General features: G+C 71.3%; 21 protein-coding genes. 16 read left to right on the top strand and 5 right to left on the bottom strand.

What is annotated here, in order from left to right:
* Positions 1-4: 4 nt before the first annotated feature.
* A complete protein-coding gene (locus ABZX75_RS24045) occupies positions 5-1,594 on the bottom strand; it encodes a D-aminoacylase (protein WP_355413813.1) in 1,590 nt (529 codons plus the stop codon).
* 31 nt (positions 1,595-1,625) lie between these two features.
* Positions 1,626-2,909 (bottom strand): amino acid deaminase, encoded by a 1,284-nt coding sequence (locus tag ABZX75_RS24040; RefSeq protein WP_355413811.1) that lies wholly within the window; start codon positions 2,907-2,909, stop codon positions 1,626-1,628.
* A 297-nt stretch (positions 2,910-3,206) separates the two neighbouring features.
* Between ABZX75_RS24040 and ABZX75_RS24035 the strand changes: the two genes are divergently transcribed.
* Together ABZX75_RS24035 and ABZX75_RS24030 are read left to right on the top strand one after the other, a co-directional pair.
* Positions 3,207-3,965 carry an IclR family transcriptional regulator gene (locus tag ABZX75_RS24035; RefSeq protein WP_355413809.1) on the top strand — a complete coding sequence of 253 codons (759 nt, stop codon included), beginning with the start codon at positions 3,207-3,209 and terminating at the stop codon, positions 3,963-3,965.
* The gene (locus tag ABZX75_RS24030; protein WP_355413807.1) at positions 3,962-4,399 is read left to right on the top strand and encodes a RidA family protein; all 438 of its coding nucleotides are present in this window, start codon (positions 3,962-3,964) and stop codon (positions 4,397-4,399) included. Before ABZX75_RS24035 ends, ABZX75_RS24030 begins: the two co-directional genes overlap by 4 nt.
* A 113-nt stretch (positions 4,400-4,512) precedes the next feature.
* On the opposite strand, the gene ABZX75_RS24025 is transcribed toward ABZX75_RS24030, so the two are convergent.
* Both ABZX75_RS24025 and ABZX75_RS24020 read right to left on the bottom strand, forming a co-directional pair.
* Positions 4,513-5,850, bottom strand: coding sequence for a M14 family metallopeptidase (locus tag ABZX75_RS24025; protein ID WP_355413805.1), 1,338 nt, complete (start codon positions 5,848-5,850; stop codon positions 4,513-4,515).
* Positions 5,851-5,975: 125 nt separating this feature from the next.
* Complete coding sequence (locus tag ABZX75_RS24020; RefSeq protein WP_355413803.1) at positions 5,976-7,676, bottom strand: glycoside hydrolase family 18 protein; 1,701 nt, start codon at positions 7,674-7,676, stop codon at positions 5,976-5,978.
* A 460-nt stretch (positions 7,677-8,136) separates the two neighbouring features.
* On the opposite strand from ABZX75_RS24020, the gene ABZX75_RS24015 reads away from it, so the two are divergent.
* The 14 genes from ABZX75_RS24015 (at position 8,137) to ABZX75_RS23950 (ending at position 19,348) form a co-directional block, all read left to right on the top strand.
* Complete coding sequence (locus ABZX75_RS24015) at positions 8,137-9,153, top strand: hypothetical protein (RefSeq protein ID WP_355413801.1); 1,017 nt, start codon at positions 8,137-8,139, stop codon at positions 9,151-9,153.
* 52 nt (positions 9,154-9,205) lie between these two features.
* Positions 9,206-9,907, top strand: coding sequence for a Flp pilus assembly protein CpaB (gene cpaB, locus ABZX75_RS24010; protein ID WP_355413799.1), 702 nt, complete (start codon positions 9,206-9,208; stop codon positions 9,905-9,907).
* Positions 9,908-9,914: 7 nt separating this feature from the next.
* Complete coding sequence (locus ABZX75_RS24005) at positions 9,915-11,207, top strand: AAA family ATPase (protein WP_355413797.1); 1,293 nt, start codon at positions 9,915-9,917, stop codon at positions 11,205-11,207.
* Positions 11,208-11,210: 3 nt separating this feature from the next.
* Complete coding sequence (locus ABZX75_RS24000; protein ID WP_355413795.1) at positions 11,211-11,627, top strand: TadE/TadG family type IV pilus assembly protein; 417 nt, start codon at positions 11,211-11,213, stop codon at positions 11,625-11,627.
* A gap of 1 nt (position 11,628) precedes the next feature.
* Complete coding sequence (locus ABZX75_RS23995) at positions 11,629-12,003, top strand: TadE/TadG family type IV pilus assembly protein (RefSeq protein WP_355413793.1); 375 nt, start codon at positions 11,629-11,631, stop codon at positions 12,001-12,003.
* On the top strand, positions 12,000-13,346 hold the full coding sequence (locus ABZX75_RS23990; protein WP_355413791.1) for a CpaF family protein: 1,347 nt from the start codon (positions 12,000-12,002) through the stop codon (positions 13,344-13,346). Before ABZX75_RS23995 ends, ABZX75_RS23990 begins: the two co-directional genes overlap by 4 nt.
* Positions 13,343-14,281 (top strand): type II secretion system F family protein, encoded by a 939-nt coding sequence (locus tag ABZX75_RS23985; RefSeq protein WP_355413789.1) that lies wholly within the window; start codon positions 13,343-13,345, stop codon positions 14,279-14,281. The genes ABZX75_RS23990 and ABZX75_RS23985 overlap by 4 nt, the downstream gene beginning before the upstream one ends.
* Before the next feature lie 16 nt (positions 14,282-14,297).
* On the top strand, positions 14,298-15,188 hold the full coding sequence (locus ABZX75_RS23980) for a DUF5936 domain-containing protein (RefSeq protein ID WP_355413919.1): 891 nt from the start codon (positions 14,298-14,300) through the stop codon (positions 15,186-15,188).
* A 3-nt stretch (positions 15,189-15,191) separates the two neighbouring features.
* Positions 15,192-16,499 (top strand): histidine kinase, encoded by a 1,308-nt coding sequence (locus ABZX75_RS23975; RefSeq protein WP_355413787.1) that lies wholly within the window; start codon positions 15,192-15,194, stop codon positions 16,497-16,499.
* The gene (locus tag ABZX75_RS23970; protein WP_355413785.1) at positions 16,499-17,182 is read left to right on the top strand and encodes a response regulator transcription factor; all 684 of its coding nucleotides are present in this window, start codon (positions 16,499-16,501) and stop codon (positions 17,180-17,182) included. The genes ABZX75_RS23975 and ABZX75_RS23970 overlap by 1 nt, the downstream gene beginning before the upstream one ends.
* Positions 17,183-17,292: 110 nt before the next feature.
* On the top strand, positions 17,293-17,493 hold the full coding sequence (locus tag ABZX75_RS23965; protein WP_355413783.1) for a hypothetical protein: 201 nt from the start codon (positions 17,293-17,295) through the stop codon (positions 17,491-17,493).
* Entirely contained in the window at positions 17,490-18,089 is a 600-nt protein-coding gene (locus ABZX75_RS23960; RefSeq protein ID WP_355413781.1) for a pilus assembly protein TadG-related protein, read from the top strand. The genes ABZX75_RS23965 and ABZX75_RS23960 overlap by 4 nt, the downstream gene beginning before the upstream one ends.
* 46 nt (positions 18,090-18,135) lie before the next feature.
* Positions 18,136-18,708 carry a hypothetical protein gene (locus ABZX75_RS23955; RefSeq protein ID WP_355413779.1) on the top strand — a complete coding sequence of 191 codons (573 nt, stop codon included), beginning with the start codon at positions 18,136-18,138 and terminating at the stop codon, positions 18,706-18,708.
* Positions 18,709-18,712: 4 nt separating this feature from the next.
* Positions 18,713-19,348, top strand: coding sequence for an OmpA family protein (locus ABZX75_RS23950; protein WP_355413777.1), 636 nt, complete (start codon positions 18,713-18,715; stop codon positions 19,346-19,348).
* Here ABZX75_RS23950 and ABZX75_RS23945 read toward each other — a convergent pair.
* The gene (locus tag ABZX75_RS23945) at positions 19,323-19,874 is read right to left on the bottom strand and encodes a TetR/AcrR family transcriptional regulator (protein WP_355413775.1); all 552 of its coding nucleotides are present in this window, start codon (positions 19,872-19,874) and stop codon (positions 19,323-19,325) included. The two genes, ABZX75_RS23950 and ABZX75_RS23945, sit on opposite strands and share 26 nt — an antisense overlap.
* Between the last annotated feature and the right edge of the window lie 53 nt (positions 19,875-19,927).

Genomic DNA, 19,927 nt, shown 5'->3' with positions numbered 1-19,927 from the left:
GTTGTCATGATCGAGCCGGAGTACGGCGTACGGAGCGTCCCGCCAGGACGTCGGTGCGGCGGCCGTCCCGCATCACGAACCGTCCGTCGATCAGCACGTGCGGAATGCCGCTCGGCAGCTCCCGCGGGTTCTCGTACGTCGACCCGGCCGCGACCGTGTCCGGGTCGAAGAGGACGAGGTCGGCGCGGTGGCCCTCGCGGACCAGGCCCCGGTCGGGCAGGCGCAGGCGGGCCGCCGGGCGGCCGGCGAGGTGCGCGACGCACTCCTCCAGGGTGAGCACGCCGAGCTCCCGCACGTAGTGCCCGAGGTAGTGCGGGAAGGTGCCGTATGCCCGCGGGTGCGGTTTCGCGCCCTGGAGGATGCCGTCGGAGCCGCCGGTGTGGACGGGGTGGCGCATGATCGCCCGCACGTTCTCCTCGTGGCCGACGTGCTGGAGGATCGTCGGCGCGAGGCGGTCGCCGAGCAGGAGCCGCCGGGCGGTGTCCCAGCCGTCGAGGCGCGTGCCGACGTACGCCCCGTACGCGGGGTCCGCGGTCCCGGAGATCTCGACCGTCGACCAGTCGACGGGAACACCGTGGCATCCGTCGGCGCCCTCCACCTCCAGCGCGTGCCGGATCCGCTCGGCCTCGGCGTCGTCGCGCAGCCGGGCCAAGGCGGCCTCCGGGCCGCCCTCGCCCGCCCAACTGGGGAGCAGGGCGGCGAGCGTGGTGCAGCCGGGGGTGTACGGGTAGCTGTCGAGGGTGATGTCGGCGCCGTCGGCCAGCGCCGCGTCGAGGAGGGCGAGCAGTGCGGGGGCCCGGCCCCGGTTCTCGCCGAAGTTCATGGTGGCGTGCGCGAGGTGCAGCGCGCAGCCCGCCTCGCGCGTCAGCCGGACCATCTCGGCGTAGGCGGCGAGCGCCCCGTGGCCGTACGAGCGGTGGTGCGGGCAGTAGTAGCCGCCGTAGGAGGCCACCACCCGGCACAGGTCGGTCAGTTCGGAGCCGGAGGCGTACATGCCGGGGGTGTAGGTGAGTCCGGAGGACATCCCCACCGCGCCCTGGGCGAGGCCGTCGGCGACGAGGGCGCGCATGCGGTCCAGCTCGGCGGGGGTGGCGGGGCGGTCGTCCCAGCCGACCGCGTACGCGCGGACGGTGCCCTGGGGGACGAGGTACGCGGCGTTGACGGCGACGCCCCGGCCGCCGAAGGCGGTGTCGAGCCGGTCGAGGTACTCGCCGACCGTGCGCCACCCGAAGTCGACGTCCGTACTACCCGGCGCACCGCCGTTCCAGCCCGCGATGGCGGCCCGCACCTCGCCGAGGGTCCGGTCGTCCACGGGCGCGTAGGACAGCCCGTCCTGGCCGAGGACTTCGAGGGTCACGCCCTGGGCCGCCTTCGCGCTGTGGTCCGGGTCGCGGAGCAGGGCGAGGTCGCTGTGGGCGTGCATGTCGATGAAGCCGGGGGCGAGAGCGAGGCCGTGCGCGTCGACGGTCGTGCGCCCGCCCGCCGGGATCCGGCCGATCCCGGCGATCCGGCCCTCGTGGACGCCGATGTCGGCGATGTACGAGGGGCCGCCCGTGCCGTCGACGACGCGGGCCCCGCGGATGACCAGGTCCATGGGCTGTGCGCTGCGGGAGTGAGAGGGCCGCTCAGAAGAAGGTCCGGACGTAGTCGGTGACCGTGCCGTCGGCCTCCACGACCGGGATCAGCGGCCACTTCTCGAAGATCGTGCAGGGGTGGGACATGCCGAGCGCCACCCAGTCGCCGACCTGGAGGTCGTCGGCGGAATCGGTCTCCAGCCAGGTGTGCTGGTCGGACAGCTTGACCACGCGGACGCCGGTCGCGGGGCGTTCGGCGCCGTCGAGCGGGTCGCGGACCAGTTCCGGCTCCGGGAGGCCGAGGTCGTAGGCCATGTCCCGCTTGCCCGCGTTGACGAAGGCCTGGGTGGGGGAGGGGCGGGAGACCACCTGCGCCCAGAGCCGGAAGGCGGGGCGCAGGCCGCCCTCCTGCGGGACCCGGTTGAAGGGAGTGAGACGGGTGTACCAGCCGTGGTCGTGCGAGATGTACGCGCCGGAGCGCAGCAGCTTCAGGGTGGGCCGGGAGAGCTCCGGGATCTCCGCGAAGACGTCCGCGACGGCGTCGAACCAGGCGGAGCCGCCCGCGCTGACGATGATCTCGTCCAGGTCCGGGGAGAACCGTCCGGCCTTGTCGAACTCGGCGGCGAGGCCGGTGAGGCGGCGCAGGTACGCGTGCACGCGTTCCGGGGTGGCGTCCGGGACCTCGGCCTCGTAGCCGGCGATGCCGGTGAGGCGCAGGGTGGCGGTGGCGGCCACGGCGTCGGCGACGGCGCGGCAGTCCTCGTCGGTACGGGCGCCCGTGCGGGCACCCTCGCCGGCGCCGAGCTCCACGACGACGTCGACGCGGCGGCCGGGCGCGCCCTGGAGGGCGCGGTCCATCAGCCGCACGCCGCGCACGGAGTCGACGTAGCAGACGAAGCGGAAACCGGGGTCGGCGGCGAGCTCGGCGGCGACCCAGCGCAGGGCGGCGGCGTCGACGAGCTCGTTGGCGAGGAAGATCCGCTGGATGCCGAAAGCGCGGTAGACGCGGGCCTGGTGGGGGACGGCGGCGGTGATGCCCCAGGCGCCGTGGTCCAGCTGGCGCCGGAAGAGCTGGGGGGACATGCAGGTCTTGCCGTGGGGTGCAAAGGCGAGGCCGTGGCGGGCGGCGTAGGCGCCGAGGGCGGTGAGGTTGTGCTCCAGCGCGTCCGCGTCGAGGGTCAGGACGGGGGTGGTGAACCCGCCGTCGAAGAGGTCCCGCCGCTGGGCGGCGAGCCGGCCGACGGTGAGGCCGAGCGCCTCGGCGTCCGGGGGGAGGCCCTTGAACCGGTGGTCGACCGGCTCGTCGGAGAGGTCCTTGAGGGGGTCGCTGGCCATGCGGGTGCCTCCCGGGGATTGCGTTGCGCTGGGTGCAACTGGCGTTGCGTGTGCCGCTGCGTGCTGTCTAACATCCCGGGTGATGACGGGTCAATGTCGGGCGGCTCGGGCTGCGGGCTGGGGTTGCGGCCGCGCCGTTGGCCGGTGGCCCGGGCCGGCGCGTCGCCGTCGCCGTCGCCGGGGGCGGTGCCCCGGACCGCCCGGCCCCGCGCCTCGAACTCCCCCAGCTACCGCTGGGAGGGGCCCCCTGGCGGGGCTGAACGTCTCCACCCCCGCCGGCGGTACGAGAGGACGAGGATGAGCCAGTCCGTGGAACGGGCACTCGGTGTCCTGCCGTTGCTCGCACGCGGCCCCGCGGGCCTCGGGGAGGTCGCCGAGGAGCTCGGCGTGCACAAGAGCACCGCCCTGCGCCTGCTGCGCACCCTGCAGGAGCGCGGCTTCGTGTACCGCCAGCCCGACGGCCGCTACCGCCTCGGCGCGCAGCTCTTCGCGCTCGCCGCCGAGGCGATCGAGAACCTGGACGTCAGGGAGATCGCGCACCCCCACCTGGTCGAACTGAACAAGGCGACCGGTCACACCGTCCACCTCGCCCTGCACCAGGACGACGAGGTGGTGTACATCGACAAGGTCGACAGCCGCTACCCCGTCCGCATGTACTCCCGCATCGGCCGGCCCGTCCCCCTCACCGTCGCCGCCGTCGCCAAGCTGCTCCTCGCCGACCTCCCGGAGGCCGAACGCGAGGCCCTCGCCCACCGCATCGAGTACCCCCGCCACACCCCCCGTTCGACTCCGGACGCCGCCGCCTTCCTCCGCGAGCTGGCGCTCGTACGGGAACAGGGCTGGGCCGCCGACTTCGGTGGGCACGAGGAGTCCGTCAACTGCCTGGGCGGGCCGGTGTACGGGCCCGACGGGCGGGTCGCCGCCGCCCTGTCCGTCTCCGCCCCCAGTGTGGTCGTCACCGCCGAAGGGCTGCTCGAACTGCTGCCCCTGGTGCTGCGTACCGCCGACACCATCAGCCGGGAGTACTCGGGCTCCCCAAGGAAGGGCACGGCATGACCGACGAGACCGGCAAGAGCGGCAAGGCCGGGAAGACCGCCATCACCCCCGGCACCCACACCACCCCGCCCGCGAGGTTCTCGCACGGCGTGCGCAAGGGGAACATCCTCCAGGTCGCCGGCCAGGTCGGCTTCCTCCCGCACGTCGACGGGCAGCCGCCCACCCCCGCCGGGACGACGCTGCGCGAGCAGACCCTCCAGACGCTGGAGAACGTCCGCTCCGTCCTGGAGGCCGGCGGAGCGGACTGGGACGACGTGATGATGATCCGCGTCTACCTCACGGACACCGCGCACTTCGCCGAGATGAACGAGCTCTACAACGCCTACTTCGAGGAGCTGGGACTGAAGGAGGCGCCCGCGGCCCGCACCACCGTGTACGTCGGCCTGCCCGCCGGGCTGCTTATCGAGATCGACGCCCTCGCGGTCCTCGGCTGAGCGCGCGGCGCGCGGGGCGCGGGGCCGGGCTGACGGCGCCGACGGGTGCGAGGGCGCCCCCCTGGCGGTGGGGCGCCCCGTACGGCTCGCCAGACGAGTCGTCAGACGGCTCGTCAGGCGCAGTACTGCGCTTCCTTGCCGATCGACCGGTACATGCAGTCCGCGTTCTCCAGCAACTGCAGCACGGCGTCCCGGTTGCGGCTCGTCTCGCGCTCGATCACCTCGTCGGGCGGGTAGAAGCCGCCGCCGCTCGAGCTCGCCGGGTACATCTCGAAGGTGTACCCGAAGATCTTCTGGTCGCCCCACAGCCAGTCGTCGATGCTGCCGTCCGTGATGTAGAGGTCACTGGACTGCTCGGCCGTGTAGCCGTTGCTCGCCGCCATCTTCTGGCCGACCGCCTTGAAGGCGCCCAGATCGTCCGTGGTGAGGCCGGGAGCCGTGTCGTTGTACGTGTAGCCGAAGGGCCACAGCACCAGCTCGCTGTAGGTGTGGAAGTCGATGGCGGCCTTGATCTGCTGCTTGCCGCCGACCACCCGGCTGCGGACGAAGTCCGAGACCGCCTTCACCTCGGGCGTCGACTCGGCGGCCGGTCCCCGGTAGGTCTCCGAACTCTTGCTGCCCGAGGAGCCGCCGCAGCAGCCCCACTTGTAGTTCCAGTTGCGGTTCTCGTCGGTGCCGACGTACGAGGACCCGGCGTTGGGCTGCCGGTTCTTGCGCCAGGACCGGTAGGAGCCGGTGGCGATGTCGTACTCGCCGCCGTCCGGGTTGAGGTCCGGGATGATCCAGATCTCGCGCCCGTTGACCATGTTGGTGATGCGGGAGTCGGAGCCGTAGTCCTCGCCGAACTCGCGCAGCAGGTACAGCGCCATCTCGACGGTCAGGTGCTCGCGGGCGTGCTGGTGGTGCGTGAAGAGCACCTCGGGCTCGGCCTCGTCCGTGGCGACGTTGTCACTGATCTTGATCGCGATCAGGTCCCGGCCCTGGTAGGACTTCCCGATCACCCTCTTGCTCATGATGTTCGGGTACTGCGCGATGCGCTGGTTGATCTCCGTGTTCATCTCGGCGTAGTTGTGGTACTTCGAGTCGGCGGAGGGGAAGTCCATCGCGCCCGCCGCGATCCCGGGCTCGGAGCGGTCCGGGGGCCCGGGCAGGGCGGTCAGCCGGTAGCCGAGCGCGCGCAGGTCCTTCGCCTGCATGGTGTCGGCGCTGACCACGACGGTGTGGTCGTCCACCTCGTCGATCGACACGCCCGTACGGAGCAGGGCGGTGCGGTCGGCGGCGGTGGAGGGGCCGTGGATCCGGTACTGGACGACGGCCTCGTCCTGGGTGGCGGTGGACGGGGCGGACGGTGGTGACGCGGTGGCGCTCATGCCGTAGGCGGGTGCGCCGAGTGCGAGCGCCAGGAGGGCCGCCGTGACGGCGGCCCTTCGTCGGGTGTGGATGAGCCGCATGCGTTCTCCTGGGTGGGAGTGTGGGGGTAGCCGTGCGGACGCGCACAGCGTGCTCTCATGGCATGTTCCGGTCAAGAACCCGAGCATGCCCGCCGAACCGAATCGGCCACCCCCACACCTACCGCCTACGGGAGGCCGTGGACCTTGGGACCCACCGAGTTGGACCAGGCGTGACCCGCTTTGGCGTCCCAATTGGTCGACCAGGTCATCGCACCGCGCAGGCCCGGGTAGGTCTTCGACGGCTTGAAGGAGCCGCAGTTCGTGCCCCTGGCCAGGCAGTCCAGGGCGTTGTTGACGACGGTCGGCGAGACGTAGCCGCTGCCCGCGCCGCTCGGCGAGGCCGGGACGCCGATGCCGACCTGGGAGGGGGCGAGGCCGCCCTCCAGCTGGATGCAGGCGAGGGCGGTGAGGAAGTCCACCGAGCCCTGGGAGTAGACCTTGCCGTCGCAGCCGTTCATCGAGCCGCTGTTGTAGTACTGCATGTTGACGACGGTGAGGATGTCCTTGATGTTGAGCGCCGTCTTGAAGTACGCGCCCGACGTCGACTGCATGTCGATCGTCTGCGGAGCCATGGTGATGACGAGCGAGGGGCCGGCCTTCTGCGACAGGGAGCGCAGCGCCTGCGTCATGTAGGTGGGGTTGAGGCCGTTCTCCAGGTCGATGTCGATGCCGGTGAAGCCGTACTCCCGCATCAGCGCCCAGGCCGAGTTCGCCAGGTTGTCCGCCGAGGCGGAGTCATTGACCGAGATCGTGCCCTTCTCGCCGCCGATGGAGAGGATGACCGACTTGCCCGCCGCCTTCTTAGCGGCGATGTCCGCCTTGAACTGGGCCACCGTGTAGCCGCCGAGGCCCGCCGAGTCCAGGTTGAAGGTGATGGCGCCGGGTGTGGCCGTGGCGTCGGCGAAGGAGACGGCGATGATGTCGTACTGCGCGGAGACGTCGGAGATCTTCTGGACGGTCGCGCCGTTGTCGAAGTTCTGCCAGTAGCCGGTCAGCGCGTGCTTGGGGACGGCCGGATTCGGATTCGGGTCCGGACCGTTGCCGCCGGTCGTGGTGCCGGTCACCGGAGCCGACTTGGGCCCCTCGCCCGCCGCGTTGTACGCGCTCACCCGGAAGGAGTACGAGGTGGCGGCGGTGAGCCCGGTGATCTGGGCGGAGGTGCCGGTGACGGTCTGGACGCGGGCGCCGTCCTGATACACGTAATAGCCCGCGGCTCCGCCGACCGCGTTCCACGAAAGGGTGAGCGCGTTCGCGCTCTGGCCGGAAACGGCGGTCCCGGCGGGGGAGCCGGGGACGCTCGGGCCGGGGTCCGTGCCGCCGCCCCCGTCCGGACCGAAGACGCTGAACTCGTCCACGACGTAGGCGGACTGGCCGTACCAACCGTGCGTGTAGACGGTGACCTGGGTGGTGTTCGCGCCGGTGGAGAAGGTGGTGGAGAGCTTCTGCCAGCCGCTGCCCGAGCCCGGGGTCCAGGTGGTCACGTCCTGTGTGCCGGTCCCGGTCGCGCCGAGGTAGACGTAACTGCCCTGCGCCTGCGTGCTCAGCGTGTACGTCGAATTCGGCTTGACCGTGACGGTCTGGCTGCAGCGTGCGTTGTCCTGGCCCGCCGGGGTGGCCTTGAGGGCGCCGGCTCCGGAGTGGACGGGGGAGGAGACGGCGGCGCCGGTCCCGCCGGAGCAGGACCAGCCGGCGAGGCCGGACTCGAAGCCTCCGTTGCGGGCGACGTTGACGTCGGCGGCCTGGGCGGTCCCGGTGGCGAGGGCGGTCAGGCCGCCCGCGGTGAGGGTGGCGGCGCCCAGCAGGGCGAGGGAGCGTATGCGGTTCACGGAGGCTCCGGTGGGGGGAAGGTGTGGGAGGGGGCAAGTGGGGTGCCCCACCGCCAAGTTGGTCCAGACCAATCCTGGTGTCAAGGTTCTGTGCGATGTGGCTTGAACTGATCGGACTGCCGATCCCTGTTGTCCGGGTTTCCGGTCACCTGTGACATGTGCTCGTGGCACGGGAATCACCAAGGCCCTGCCCTGCCAGGGAGGACGCGGATATGGTGCTGGAGCAAGGGGGGACGTGCGTCGATCGTTTGCGGTCGCGCAGTGTGCGTACGTAGGTCACGGGCACGGAGCGAGCGCTGAACGGGCAGGCGGCGAGCCGGTGAAGAGCGGGCGACGAGCCGGCGTCCGACACGGCACGAGCACGTCACGAGCACGGGACGAGCGCCTGACGTCCGCAGGGGGCACCGCCCCGCGGTAGCCGGGGGAGTACGGGGTCAACGGGGTGAACGGGGGGATTCGCGTGCCGACCGCCATCGCAGTCACCAGCGCCGATCTGGTACTTCCGGCCCCGGACCGGCACACACCCGGCGCCGCCGTGCTGCACCCGCCCGAGCAGCTCGACCTGGAGGGCGCGCTCGCCGCGACCAGCGCCCTGCTGGAGGGCCACGGCCACCTCGTGGCCGTCGTGCCGCCCTGGCTGCCCGCCGCCACGGCCCGGCGGCTGCACACCGTACGGGCCATTCTCGAAACCGACCGGATAGCGCTCATCGACATCGATCTGCCGCCCCTGGGGACGGCCCTGCTCGTCCGTCAGCTGCGCCAGCTCAGCGTCTGCGATTTCAGCCCCGGAATCATCGCTTCCGCGGCCCGGCTGCTGTCCCACTACATCTACGCGGGCGCCCTGCTCGGCTCGGTCGCCAAGCTCGACCGGGTCCCGGTCGGGCTCAAGGCGCACGCCAGGTCCTGGTCGCCGAACGCGCAGTTCGCCGTCCTCGCCCACCCGACGCCCCACCTGGTGCGGCTGGGCGCGCCGGGCACGCAGCCCGCTGCCCACCGGGGCGGCCTCGGGGGCGGTGCTCGGGGAGGCCCGGTCCACGCGGCCGTTGCTCGCGGCGGCGGCGGTGGCGGTGCTCGCGGCGGAGGTGCGCGCGCGGGCGCGGGTCTGCCGCCCGGGCCCGAGTTCGCCACGCACCTCACCTTCGCCCGCGGCCAGCTCGCCTCCGACTGGGTCGCGGCCGAACTCGCCCCCGCGTGGCAGGTGCAGGGCGTGATGGAGCACCCGCTGCCCGCCGCCTCGGCCGGCTGGTGGGCGACCCCGAAGCTCGTCGAGTTCGCCGCCGGCATCCCCGACCTGTCCGTCCTCTACCAGCTGGTCGCCTCGGTTCGGCGCGAGGAGTGCCGCTGGTGCGGCCTGGAACTCATCGGCGACCGCTGCGGCTTCTGCGCCGCCCCGCTGGCCGCGCCACCGCTGCCGCCAGCGGCGGCCGCGCAGGGAGCATCGGCCGCAGCGGCCCGTACCGCCCGCTCAAGACCCTGACCGACCCGAACGCACGCATGAACGAACGAAGAATGGCGAGGTAGTACGGCCCATGAACTCACGCCAGCGCCGCGGCGTCATTCTGCTGCTCCTGTCGGTCCTGTGCGCCCTCGGGGCCTTCGCCGGCGTCCTCGTGGTGATCGGCGACGTGAATTCCAAGGTCGGGGCCGAGGTCGTCGCGTACCGCGCCAAGGGTGACATCGCGCCGTACAGCGCCCTGACGGCGGCGCAGTTCGAGGAAGTCCGCATCCCGAAGCGCTGGCTGTCGGAGACCGCCGTCACCGACCTCGGCGCGCTCAAGGACAAGATCGCGCTCACCACCCTGAAGAAGGGCTCCCTGCTCCAGGCGGACATGTTCGTCGACAAGCCGCAGCTCCAGCCGGGAGAGCAGGAGATCGCCATCATGATCGACGCCGCGACGGGAGTCGCGGGCAAGATCACCTCCGGTGCCAAGGTCAACATCATCGCCACCTTCAAGGGCGCCAAGGACACCGACCCGTCCCGCTCGGTGATCATCGTCGCCAACGCCCGGGTCCTGGGCGTCGGCAAACTGACCGCCCTCGACAAGGACAGCGACCGCAAGGGCCCCGCCGAAGCCGTCCCGATCACCTTCGCCCTGAACACCAAGGACACCCAGCGCGTCGCCTACGCCGAGTCCTTCGCGGAGCACGTACGCCTCGCCCTGGTCGCCCCCGGCACCGACTCGGCGCCCAGCCCGGGCGACCGCACGTACACCCTCGACGGGGACAAGTGAGGCCAGGATGAGCACCCGAATCCTTCCCGCGGTCGCCGACCCGGACGCCGCGCGCGCCCTCGCCACCCTCCTCAGCCAGCTCCCGGCCGCCGAGCCGGCCGTGCCCGTCCCCGACTCCACCACCCTGCTCGACACCCTCGGGCGGCTCGCCGCCGAGTCCATCGACGAACTGCCCGAAGTGGTCCTGGTCCACGAGCGGATCGGCCCGGTGCCCGCCCTGGAGCTGATCCGGGAGGTGGCCCTGCGCTTCCCGGCGGTGGGCGTCGTGCTCGTCTCCTCCGACGCCGGACCGGCGCTCTTCTCCGCCGCCATGGATTCGGGCGCGCGGGGACTCATCGGCCTCCCGCCGTCCTACGAGGAGCTCGCCGCCCGCGTGCAGGCCGCCGCCCAGTGGGCCGTGGGCGTACGCCGCCACCTGGGGCGGGGAGCCGACGTGTTCACCGGCCCCGGCGGCCGGGTGGTCACCGTCACCGGAGCCAAGGGCGGCGTCGGCACCACCCTCACCGCGGTGCAGTTCGCGCTGGCCGCGGCCGCCTCGGGACGGCGTACCGCACTGGTCGACCTGGACCTGCAGGCCGGTGACGTCGGCTCGTACCTCGACGTGCAGTTCCGGCGCTCCATCGCCGACCTCGCCGGGATCCAGGACATCTCGCCGCGGGTCCTCCAGGACGCCGTCTACGACGACCGGACGGGTCTCGCGCTGCTGCTCGCCCCGGCCGACGGAGAACGGGGCGAGGAGGTCGACGACCGGGCCGCCCGGCACGTCATCGGCGCCCTGCGCAGCCGCTACGAGCTCGTCGTCATCGACTGCGGCACCCAGATGACCGGCGCGAACGCGGCCGCCGTGGAAATGGCGGACGTGGCGGTGCTCGTCACCACCCCGGACGTGATCGCCGTGCGGGCGGCGAAGCGGATGGTGCGGATGTGGGAACGGCTCCAGGTGCGCAAGGCGCAGGACACCGCGATGGTCGTCAACCGCTGGAGCAGGCACACGGAGATCCACCCCGGCCTGATCGAGAAGATCACCAAGACCCGCGCCACCCGGACCCCGGTCCCGGCCGCCTTCAAGGAACTCCAGGCGGTGGTGGACGCGGGCCGCCTCCAGGACCTCGACAACCGCTCCACCGTGAAACAGGCCCTGTGGACCCTGGCGGGCGAACTGGGCCTCCTCTCCGCCCCGGACACCCCCGCGACGGCCGCCGCCCCGGGCTCGCCGACCTCCCTGACCGGCAGGGGCGCCGCCCTGGCGGTCCGCGCGTCCGGCCCGGTGGCGCGGCTGCGCCGCGGCCGGGAGGGCTGACGGATGCTCGCGCGCAGAGCCCGCGGCGGTGACCACGGCGGGGGCCAGGGAGGTGGCCAGGGCGGTGGCCGCGGCGGTGACCGCGGCCAGGTGGCGATCGAGTTCGTCGGCACGGTCCCGCTGATCCTGCTGCTCGTGGCGGCGGTCTGGGAGTGCGTCCTGATCGGCTACGCCTTCTCCCTGGCGGGCAACGCGGCGGACGAGGCGGCGCGCGCGGGCGCGGTGCACGGGGAGGCGGAGTGCCGGGCGGCGGCGGGGGAGCACATCTCCGCGGCTTGGAACCTCACGGTGGACTGTCGCCCCTCGGGCGACATCTACAAGGCCGAGGTCAAGCTCAGCATCCCCGTCCTCCACCCGGCGCTCAACTTCGGCTCGATCGAGGGCACGGGCGGCGCGGCGATGGAGAGGGAGGCGCAGTGACATGAACCGGCGTACGCGCTCCGACCGGGGACAAGTCGCCCTGGAGTACATCGGCTTCGTGCCGATCCTCCTGTTCGTCGCACTCTGCGGGATCCAGCTCGGCTGGGTCGCGTACGTCCACGAGCAGGCCGACACGGCAGCCCGTACCGCCGCGCGCGTGGAAGCCCGTAAGGGCTCGGGCGGGGAGGCGGCGGGTGAGAGCGCCGTCCGGGCGGGACTCGACGCGAGCGTGGAGGTGTCCACGACGGAGGACGCCGTCACCGCCGTCGCGACGATCCGGATCAACTCCATCGTGCCGGGGCTCGACATCCCGGAGGCCAAAGCCACCGCCATCATGCCCAACGACGACCCGGACCCGAAGGGACCCTCACGATGAGCCTGCGTTCCCGGGTCAACACCCCCGACGACCGCCACAGCCCCCGCGAGGACGGCCGCCTGGTCTCCTCGTACCGCGCCAAGCTGCTGGAGGAGATCGACCTCGCCGAGATGTCCGCGCTCGCACCCGCCGAGCGCCGGGCGCGGCTGGAACGCGTACTGGGCCACATCATCAGCCGCGAGGGACCCGTCCTGTCCACCGTCGAGCGGGCGCAGCTGATCCGCCGCGTCGTGGACGAGGCACTGGGCCTCGGCGTCCTCGAACCGCTCCTCGAAGACGCCTCGATCTCCGAGATCATGGTCAACGGGCCCGACCAGATCTTCGTCGAGCGGGGCGGCCGGGTCGAACAGCTCCCGCTGCGCTTCGCCTCCCACGAGCAGCTGATGCAGACCATCGAGCGCATCGTCTCCACCGTCAACCGCCGTGTCGACGAGGCCAATCCCATGGTCGACGCCCGCCTGCCCAGCGGCGAGCGCGTCAACGTCATCATCCCGCCGCTCTCCCTGACCGGCGCCACGCTCACGATCCGCCGCTTCCCGCGCGCCTACACCCTGCACGAGATGATCGCCCTCGGCTCGCTCGACGAGCAGATGCTGCTGCTCCTCTCCGGCCTGGTCCAGGCGAAGATGAACGTGATCGTCTCGGGCGCGACGGGCACCGGCAAGACCACCCTCCTCAACGCCCTCTCCGGCCTGATCCCCGAGGGCGAGCGCATCATCACCATCGAGGACTCGGCGGAACTCCAGCTCCAGCAGGCGCACGTCATCCGCCTCGAATCCCGCCCGGCGAACGTGGAGGGCAAGGGCCGGATCACCATCCGCGACCTCGTACGCAACTCCCTGCGCATGCGCCCCGACCGCATCATCGTCGGCGAGGTCCGCGGCGGCGAGACCCTCGACATGCTCCAGGCGATGTCGACGGGCCACGACGGCTCCCTGGCCACCGTCCACGCGAACAGCGCCGAGGACGCCCTGATGCGTCTGCAGACCCTCGCGTCCATGTCCGAGGTGGAAGTCCCCTTCGAAGCCCTCCAGGACCAGATCAACAGCGCGGTCAACGTCGTCGTCCAGCTCACGCGCTTCGGCGACGGCTCGCGCCGCATCACCGAGATCGCCATCCTCGACTCCCACGGCCGCGAGCCCTTCCGGATCACGACCGTCTGCCGCTACGTCGCCCAGCCCATGGGGCCGGACTCCCGCGTCCACGGCTACTTCGAGTACCACCCGCTGCCGCGCCGCATCGCGGACCGCCTCTACATGAACAACCAGCCGATCCCGCAGGCCTTCGGCGTCGCCCTCTCGGACGGCCCCCTCGCCACCCGCATCACCCGGACCGCCCCGTGAACCCTCTGGTACTCATCACCCTCGCCGCCACGCTGCTGGCCTGCCTGCTCGTGGTCCTCGGCGTACACGCCTACGCGGCGGGCCGCGCCCAGCGCGCAGCCCTCATCGAGCGCCTCACGGCGAGCGCCGCCCCGGAGCCGGCCGGCCGCCGGCGCCGCTTCCGGGGGGTGGACCGGCGGCTGAGGAAGACGAAGCTGGGCCGCCGCATCGAACTCAAACTGGCGACCACCGGCCTGGACCTCACGCCGGGCGAATTCTTCGTCTACATGCTGATGTCCGTCGCCGGGACCTGGCTGGTCGCGTCGAGCTTCCTGGCCCCCTTCTTCGGGCCGGTGGCGGGCGCGATCGGCATCTGGGCGGCCAACGCCTTCCTCAACTGGCAGCGGACCCGGCGCACGGAACGGTTCATCAACCAGCTCCCGGACCTGGCCCGGATCCTCGCCAACGCCACCCAGGCGGGCCTGGCCCTGCGTACGGCCATCAGCATGGCGGCAGAGGAACTGGAGGCCCCGGCCGGCGAGGAACTGGGCCGCGTCGCGGACCGCCTCGCCGTCGGCCACTCCATCGAGGAATCCCTGGGCGAGCTGACCGAACGCCTCCCGTCACGGGAACTGGTCGTCCTGGTCTCGACCCTCGTCCTGTCCGCGCGCGCGGGCGGCGCGATCGTGGACAGCCTGCGCAACCTGACGGTGACCCTGGAGCAGCGCAAGGAGACCCGCCGCGAGATCCGCACGCAGCTGTCCCAGGTGACGGTGACGGCGTACCTCGTCCCCGCCATCGGGCTCGGCTCGCTGCTGCTGGTCGACACCATGATGCCGGGCGCGCTGGACCGTATGACCGGAGCCTTCATCGGCCAGACGGCGGTCCTGATCTCGCTCGGGCTCTTCGCGCTCGGCTTCATCCTCATCCGCCGCCTGTCCAAGATCGACGTGTGAGGGGCCGCCGGTCATGATCGCTCTGCTCCTCGCCGCGGCCCTGGCCGCATCGGTCTTCGGCGCCTTCCACGGCCTGCGCCTCTACCGGGCCGACGTCAAACTCCCGACCGACCTCGCGCTGGCGCTGGAAGTCGGAGCCACCCGTACGACGGCGGTCGGCTCGGTCGTGGACCGGCTCGGCATCCGCTGGGCGCCGCTGATCCTGCGCCTGATGGGTCCGAACCAAGTCGCACGCAAGCGCCGCCAGATCGACATGGCCGGCAACCCGGCCGGACTGACGATCGACCGGTACGCGGCGCGGCGCGCGGTGTACGGCCTGCTGGGCGCGCTCGGCGCCTTCTCGATGCTGATCAACGGGCAGCTCGTACCGGCCCTGCTCATGGTCGCCTTCGGCCTGTTCTGGATCGAAGTCGGCCTGTGGTCGGCGATCCGTATCCGCCGCGACCACATCGAGCGCACCCTGCCCGACTTCCTGGACGTGCTGGCGGTGGTCGTGAGCGCCGGCCTCGGCTTCCGGCAGGCGCTGGACCGGGTGGCGGGCAAGTACGAGGGCCCGTGGGCGGACGAGATCCGCATCACGCTCCAGCAGATGGACATGGGCGTCAGCCGCCGCCAGGCCTTCGACGAACTGCGGCGCCGCAACGACTCCGAACAGGTCGCCCAGTTCGTGACCGCCCTCCAGCAGGGCGAGGAACTCGGCTCCCCGATCGTCGAGACCCTCATTGCGATCGCCGAGGACATGCGCCGCACGGACGCCCAGAACGCCCGGCGCCGAGCGGCGCGCGCCGTCCCGAAAGCCACCTTCGCCGTCACCATGTTCATGCTGCCGGGCACGTTGATCCTCCTCGTGTGCGGTTTCGTCTACGGCACGAACGTCGACTTCGGCGCGATGCTCGGGGGCGGGTGACCCATGGCCACCTCGTCGGGCTTCACCGCGTTCACCGTGCGGGACCGGGCCTCCGTACGCTCAGCGGAGCCCTCGCCCTCGCTCTCGCCCTCGCCCTCGCCCGCGCTCCAGGTGAACGCGCTCCAGGCGAACGCGCTCCAGGCGCTGTGCCGCCAGGTCTTCGCGTTCCGGCTGGTGATGATCGCCTCGGGTGCGCCGCTGGCACTGGGCCGGACCGCTCCGGGCGCGCCGACGTACCTCGTGGGCGGCGCGATCCTGCTCACCTTCACGCTGTCGTACGTCCTCTTCCGCGACTGGGAGCGCATCGGACCGCTGCTGCTTCGCCGCCGGTGGCTCCTGGCAGTGGACATGGCCTTCAGCACCCTCCTCCTGGTGACGGCCACGCCCGAGTCCCCCCTCGGCCTCGTCTCCCTCTGCACTCCGCTGTTGGCCGGTCTGGTTCACGGCTGGCGCGGCTCGGCGCTCTACGCGGCCGCGCAAGCGGTCACGGTGGCGGCCGTCGCCGACGGGCTGGCCCTGCCACTGCTGTGCGTCCTGGCGGGAGCGGCCGGAGTCTGCGTGCGCGACCTCCTCTTCCGCTTCGGCACGGCGAGCCGGGCTCTGGCCGAGACGCGGGCCCGGCTCGCCGTGACGGAGGCGGTCGGCGAGGAACGAGCCCGCCTGGCCCGGGAGATGCACGACTCGGTGTCCAAGACCCTCCACGGCCTGGCCCTGGCGGCGGAAGCCCTGTCCCGCACCACCGACCCGGCGGCCGTCCGCCGCCAGGCCGACCTGATCGCCGACGCGGCCCGCCGCGCGGCGGCGGAATCCCGCGAACTCCTGACGGACCTGCGCCGGGATCCGAACGCTCCGGGCGTCAGCGTCAGCGTCCCCGTGCCCGTGCTCGTGACCGTCCCCGTCTCGCTCGCATCGGAACTAGGCGCCCTGTGCTCCGCCGCCGGTGCGGAGTTCCGCGTTTCGGGAGCCATGCCGGTCGTCCCGGCCACGGTGGCACGCCACGTCGTCTGCGTGGCCTCGGAGGCGCTGGAGAACGCCCGCCGTCATGCGGACGCGGACCGCGTCGTGGTCGAGGCGGCCGTCGACGGCCCCCACCTGACCCTGACGGTCGAGGACGACGGGCACGGCCTGCCCGACACCGGGGCCGACCCGGCCGCACTCCGACGCACGGGCCACTTCGGCCTGATCGGCATGGCGGAACGCGCGGCCGCGATCGGAGCCCGCATCGACATCGGCCCCCGCCCGGCCGGCCGGGGGACCCGAGTGCGCGTCGCCTTGCCGCTGGCGGCCGTCGCTTCGGAGAGGGGCCTGTGATGCCGCTCAGAGTCCTGATCGCCGACGACAACCCGGTCGTACGAGCCGGCCTGGCCGCGCTCATGGCCACCGCCGAGGGCATCGAGGTGGCGGCGGTGGCGACCGACGGCCGCGAGGCCCTGCACCTCACCCGGCTCCACACCCCGGACGTGATCCTGCTGGACGTCCGGATGCCGGGCGTGGACGGCATCTCGGCGCTCCCGCACCTGGTGCAGCTGGCTCCCGTACTGATGCTGACGTACAGCCAGGAAGCGGACCACGTACGGGAGGCCTTGCTGCTGGGCGCGGGCGGCTACCTCGTCCACGGTGAGTTCACGGCCGACGACCTGCTCCGCGCGGTCCGCGACGTCCGCGAGGGCCGCCCCCACTTCACCCCGACGGCCGCGAGCGCACTCCTCGCGGAACTGCGGTCCTCTTCGCATCCGCAACGAACTGTGGCACAGTCTTCTGAGCGCGTGCACAACTCCGTTGCATTCGGACTGAGTTCTCGCGAGGTGGAGATCATGGACCTGATCGCGTCCGGAATGAGTAACCAGCAGATCGCCGCCGCGTGCTTCATCAGCGAGAAGACGGTCAAGAACCACATCAACCGCATCTTCGCGAAGCTCCAGAGCACCACCCGCAGCGAGGCGATAGCCCGCTGGCTGGGAACCGCCCGTCCAGGAGTGACCGGTCATGGGTAGACAGCGTGCGCGATGGGTCCGTAATTGGGCCCCGGGACCCTTGGTAACCACCCGTGACACGCCGTACCGTCCGCAGACCAACAGCGGCACCGGCCCGGGAGGGAACCCCCATGTTGCACAACACCCTGGCGAGGACGCGGAAGCGGTACGCGGGCAAGGGCGCGAGGGATCGCGGCCAGACGGCGTTCGAATACCTGGGCATCATCCTGGTGGTCGTGGTCATCATCGGAGCGATCGTCGGCACGGGCATCGGGCAGACGATCACCGCCAAGATCACGGCCCAGATCGCTTCGATCACAGCCGGCAAGTGACAGACGACGGCACACTGAACGACCGAGGGCAGGCTTTCCCCATCTACGTCGTAGTGGTGGCGGGTCTGCTCTTTGCTGCGTTCGCCCTCTTCGTTGTCGGCCGCGCAGGAGTGACGCGTAGCAATGCGCAGGGTGCTGCTGATGCGGCTGCGCTCGCGGCTGCCCGAGATGCCAGGAGCCATCTGACGCCAGGCATGGACTTCGCAACCTTCCAGCCGAAGGACTGGGAGGACTTCCTCCTGGGTGGTCGTTTTGACCACCCGGAGCGTGCCTGCGGTAAGGCAGAGGACTTCGCCGCAAGAAACGACGCCACGGTCAGTTGCAAGCGTGCGCTTCTCCGGTTCACGGTTGAGGCGGAGACGAAGGGAACGGTCGGCGACTCGGTCATCCCGGGAACTGGCGCTATCCACGGCAAGGCCACCGCCACGGCAGTGGTCGAACCGCGATGCACGCTCGGGTCGCTGCCCGCTGAGGAGCCGAAGCCGGCGTCTGTACACCTTGATTGTCGAGGTGCGGACGTTGTCATAGATCCCTTGAAGCCTGAGCCGTGGGGCACGTTGGCTAAGAGTCTCTTCGATGTCCGACTGGTCGACTGATGGTGAACGAGAAAAGGAAGCTGCGTAGATGAGGATTCGGCACAGGGTGAAGATTCGTGGGGGAGTCGCCGCTGCGATTGTGGCGGTCCTCGCCCTCGGGCTGGCCGGATGTGGCGGTGGCGATGACGGCAAGTCGCAGGTGCCTCAGAAATCTGCCGAGGCCAAGCCGCAGAGCGGTGCTCCCCAGGCGCCCAGCCCGGACGGCAGCGCGAGCCCTGCGCCGACGCAGGTCCTGGCTGTTGCGAACGGCGAGGACGGCATGGTGCTGACGGTCAATTCGGCGTCTCGTGATTCGGGCGGATTCCTGACCGTCAGCGGCCAGCTCAAGAATGGCGGCGCCGCCGACTATGTGAAGACTTCTTCTTGGAGAGGCAACGAACTGACGCAGAGCGGGACGTCGATTGCGGGAGTGACTGTGATCGACAAGGTTGGGAAGAAGCGCTACTACGTACTGCGAGACACAGACGGCAGGTGCTTGTGCACCACGGGTATCGCCCTCATCGAGCGCGGCGCGACCATCCCCTTCTTCGCCCAGTTCCCGGCGCCACCGACCACCACCACCGAGGTCGACTTCAACCTCCCCACCTTCGCCACGGCCACCATCAAAATCTCTGGGTGACCCCATGACCACACACCTCCGCGCCTCCGCAGCCACGGCCATCGTCGGTCTCGTCGTCGCCGGGGCCCACCTCATGGGCGCGAGCAGCGCACACGCCGACGAAGTCAAGCCCTCCGTACCCCCCGGCGCCGAGCCGTCGGCCTCCGCGCCCGTGCCCATCGACTCCAATTCGCCCGGGCTGAAGATCCCGCAAGGCGGGACGCTCGCCCCCGCCAAGGTGCTCGACATCGCCGAGGTGGTGGAGGACCTCGGGGGTGAGCAGCGGCGGCAGGAGACCAATCAGACCGTCATGACGGCGCTGCAGTCCGAGGTGTTGTTCCCGGAGGACAGCGCTGTCTTCAACGCGCAGGCGGCCGCGCGGATACAGGCCGTCGCCAACGAGATCAATCAGCAGAAGGCCACCCGGGTGCGGGTCTTCGGGTTCACCGACGACCAGGGGAGTTACGAGCACGGCAAGGAGCTGTCGAAGCAGCGCGCCGATGCCGTGCAGGCGGAGTTGGCCAAGACCGTGGTGAACCCGAGCGTCGTCTTCGACGTCCGCGGGTACAGCGAGGACTATCCGATCGCCGACAACAGCACCGAAGAGGGCCGCAAGAAGAACCGCCGCGTCGAGATCACTTTCCCGCGCAGCGACAAGTAGCCACGAGCAGCGCGGCCGCCTCGCGGGCGCGGTGGGCCGGTTCGGGGCCGGGGTTCAGGGCTGCCACCACCGTGGCGCCTTCCACCAGGATCATGAGCTGGTCCGCCAGGGTCTCGTGGCCGGGGCCGGCCAGGTCGGTGAGCAGGGCGTGGAGTTCGGCTTTGTGGCGGCGTACGACGTCCAGTACTCCGGCGGGTCCCGTGCCCAGTTCCCCGTACGCGTTCAAGAACGCGCAGCCCCGGAAGTCCGGCTCCGAGAACCAGTCCGCCAGCCAGTCGAAGACCGCCGCCACCGGGTCCGGGGCGCCCGTCACCGCATCCCGCAGGCCGGCCGTCCAGCGGCGGTCGCGGCGCTCCAGGTAGGCCGTGATCAGGGATTCCTTCGCCGGGAAGACGCGGTAGAGCCGTTTGAGCGGGACCCCCGACTCGGTGCGGATGCGGTCCATGCCGACGGCCTGGATGCCGTGGGCGTAGAAGAGCGCCTCCGCGGCGTCGAGCAGTCGGGTGCGGGCCTCTTCGTCGTCCATGGAGGCAGCGTAGTCCAGTCGTCACTTGTGGAGAGAACGGTCGTTCTCTACTG

Origin of the sequence: Streptomyces sp. NPDC003038 (assembly GCF_040611115.1) — a bacterium.
Lineage (GTDB): Bacteria > Actinomycetota > Actinomycetes > Streptomycetales > Streptomycetaceae > Streptomyces.
This window is presented reverse-complemented; position numbering and strand designations above follow the sequence as displayed.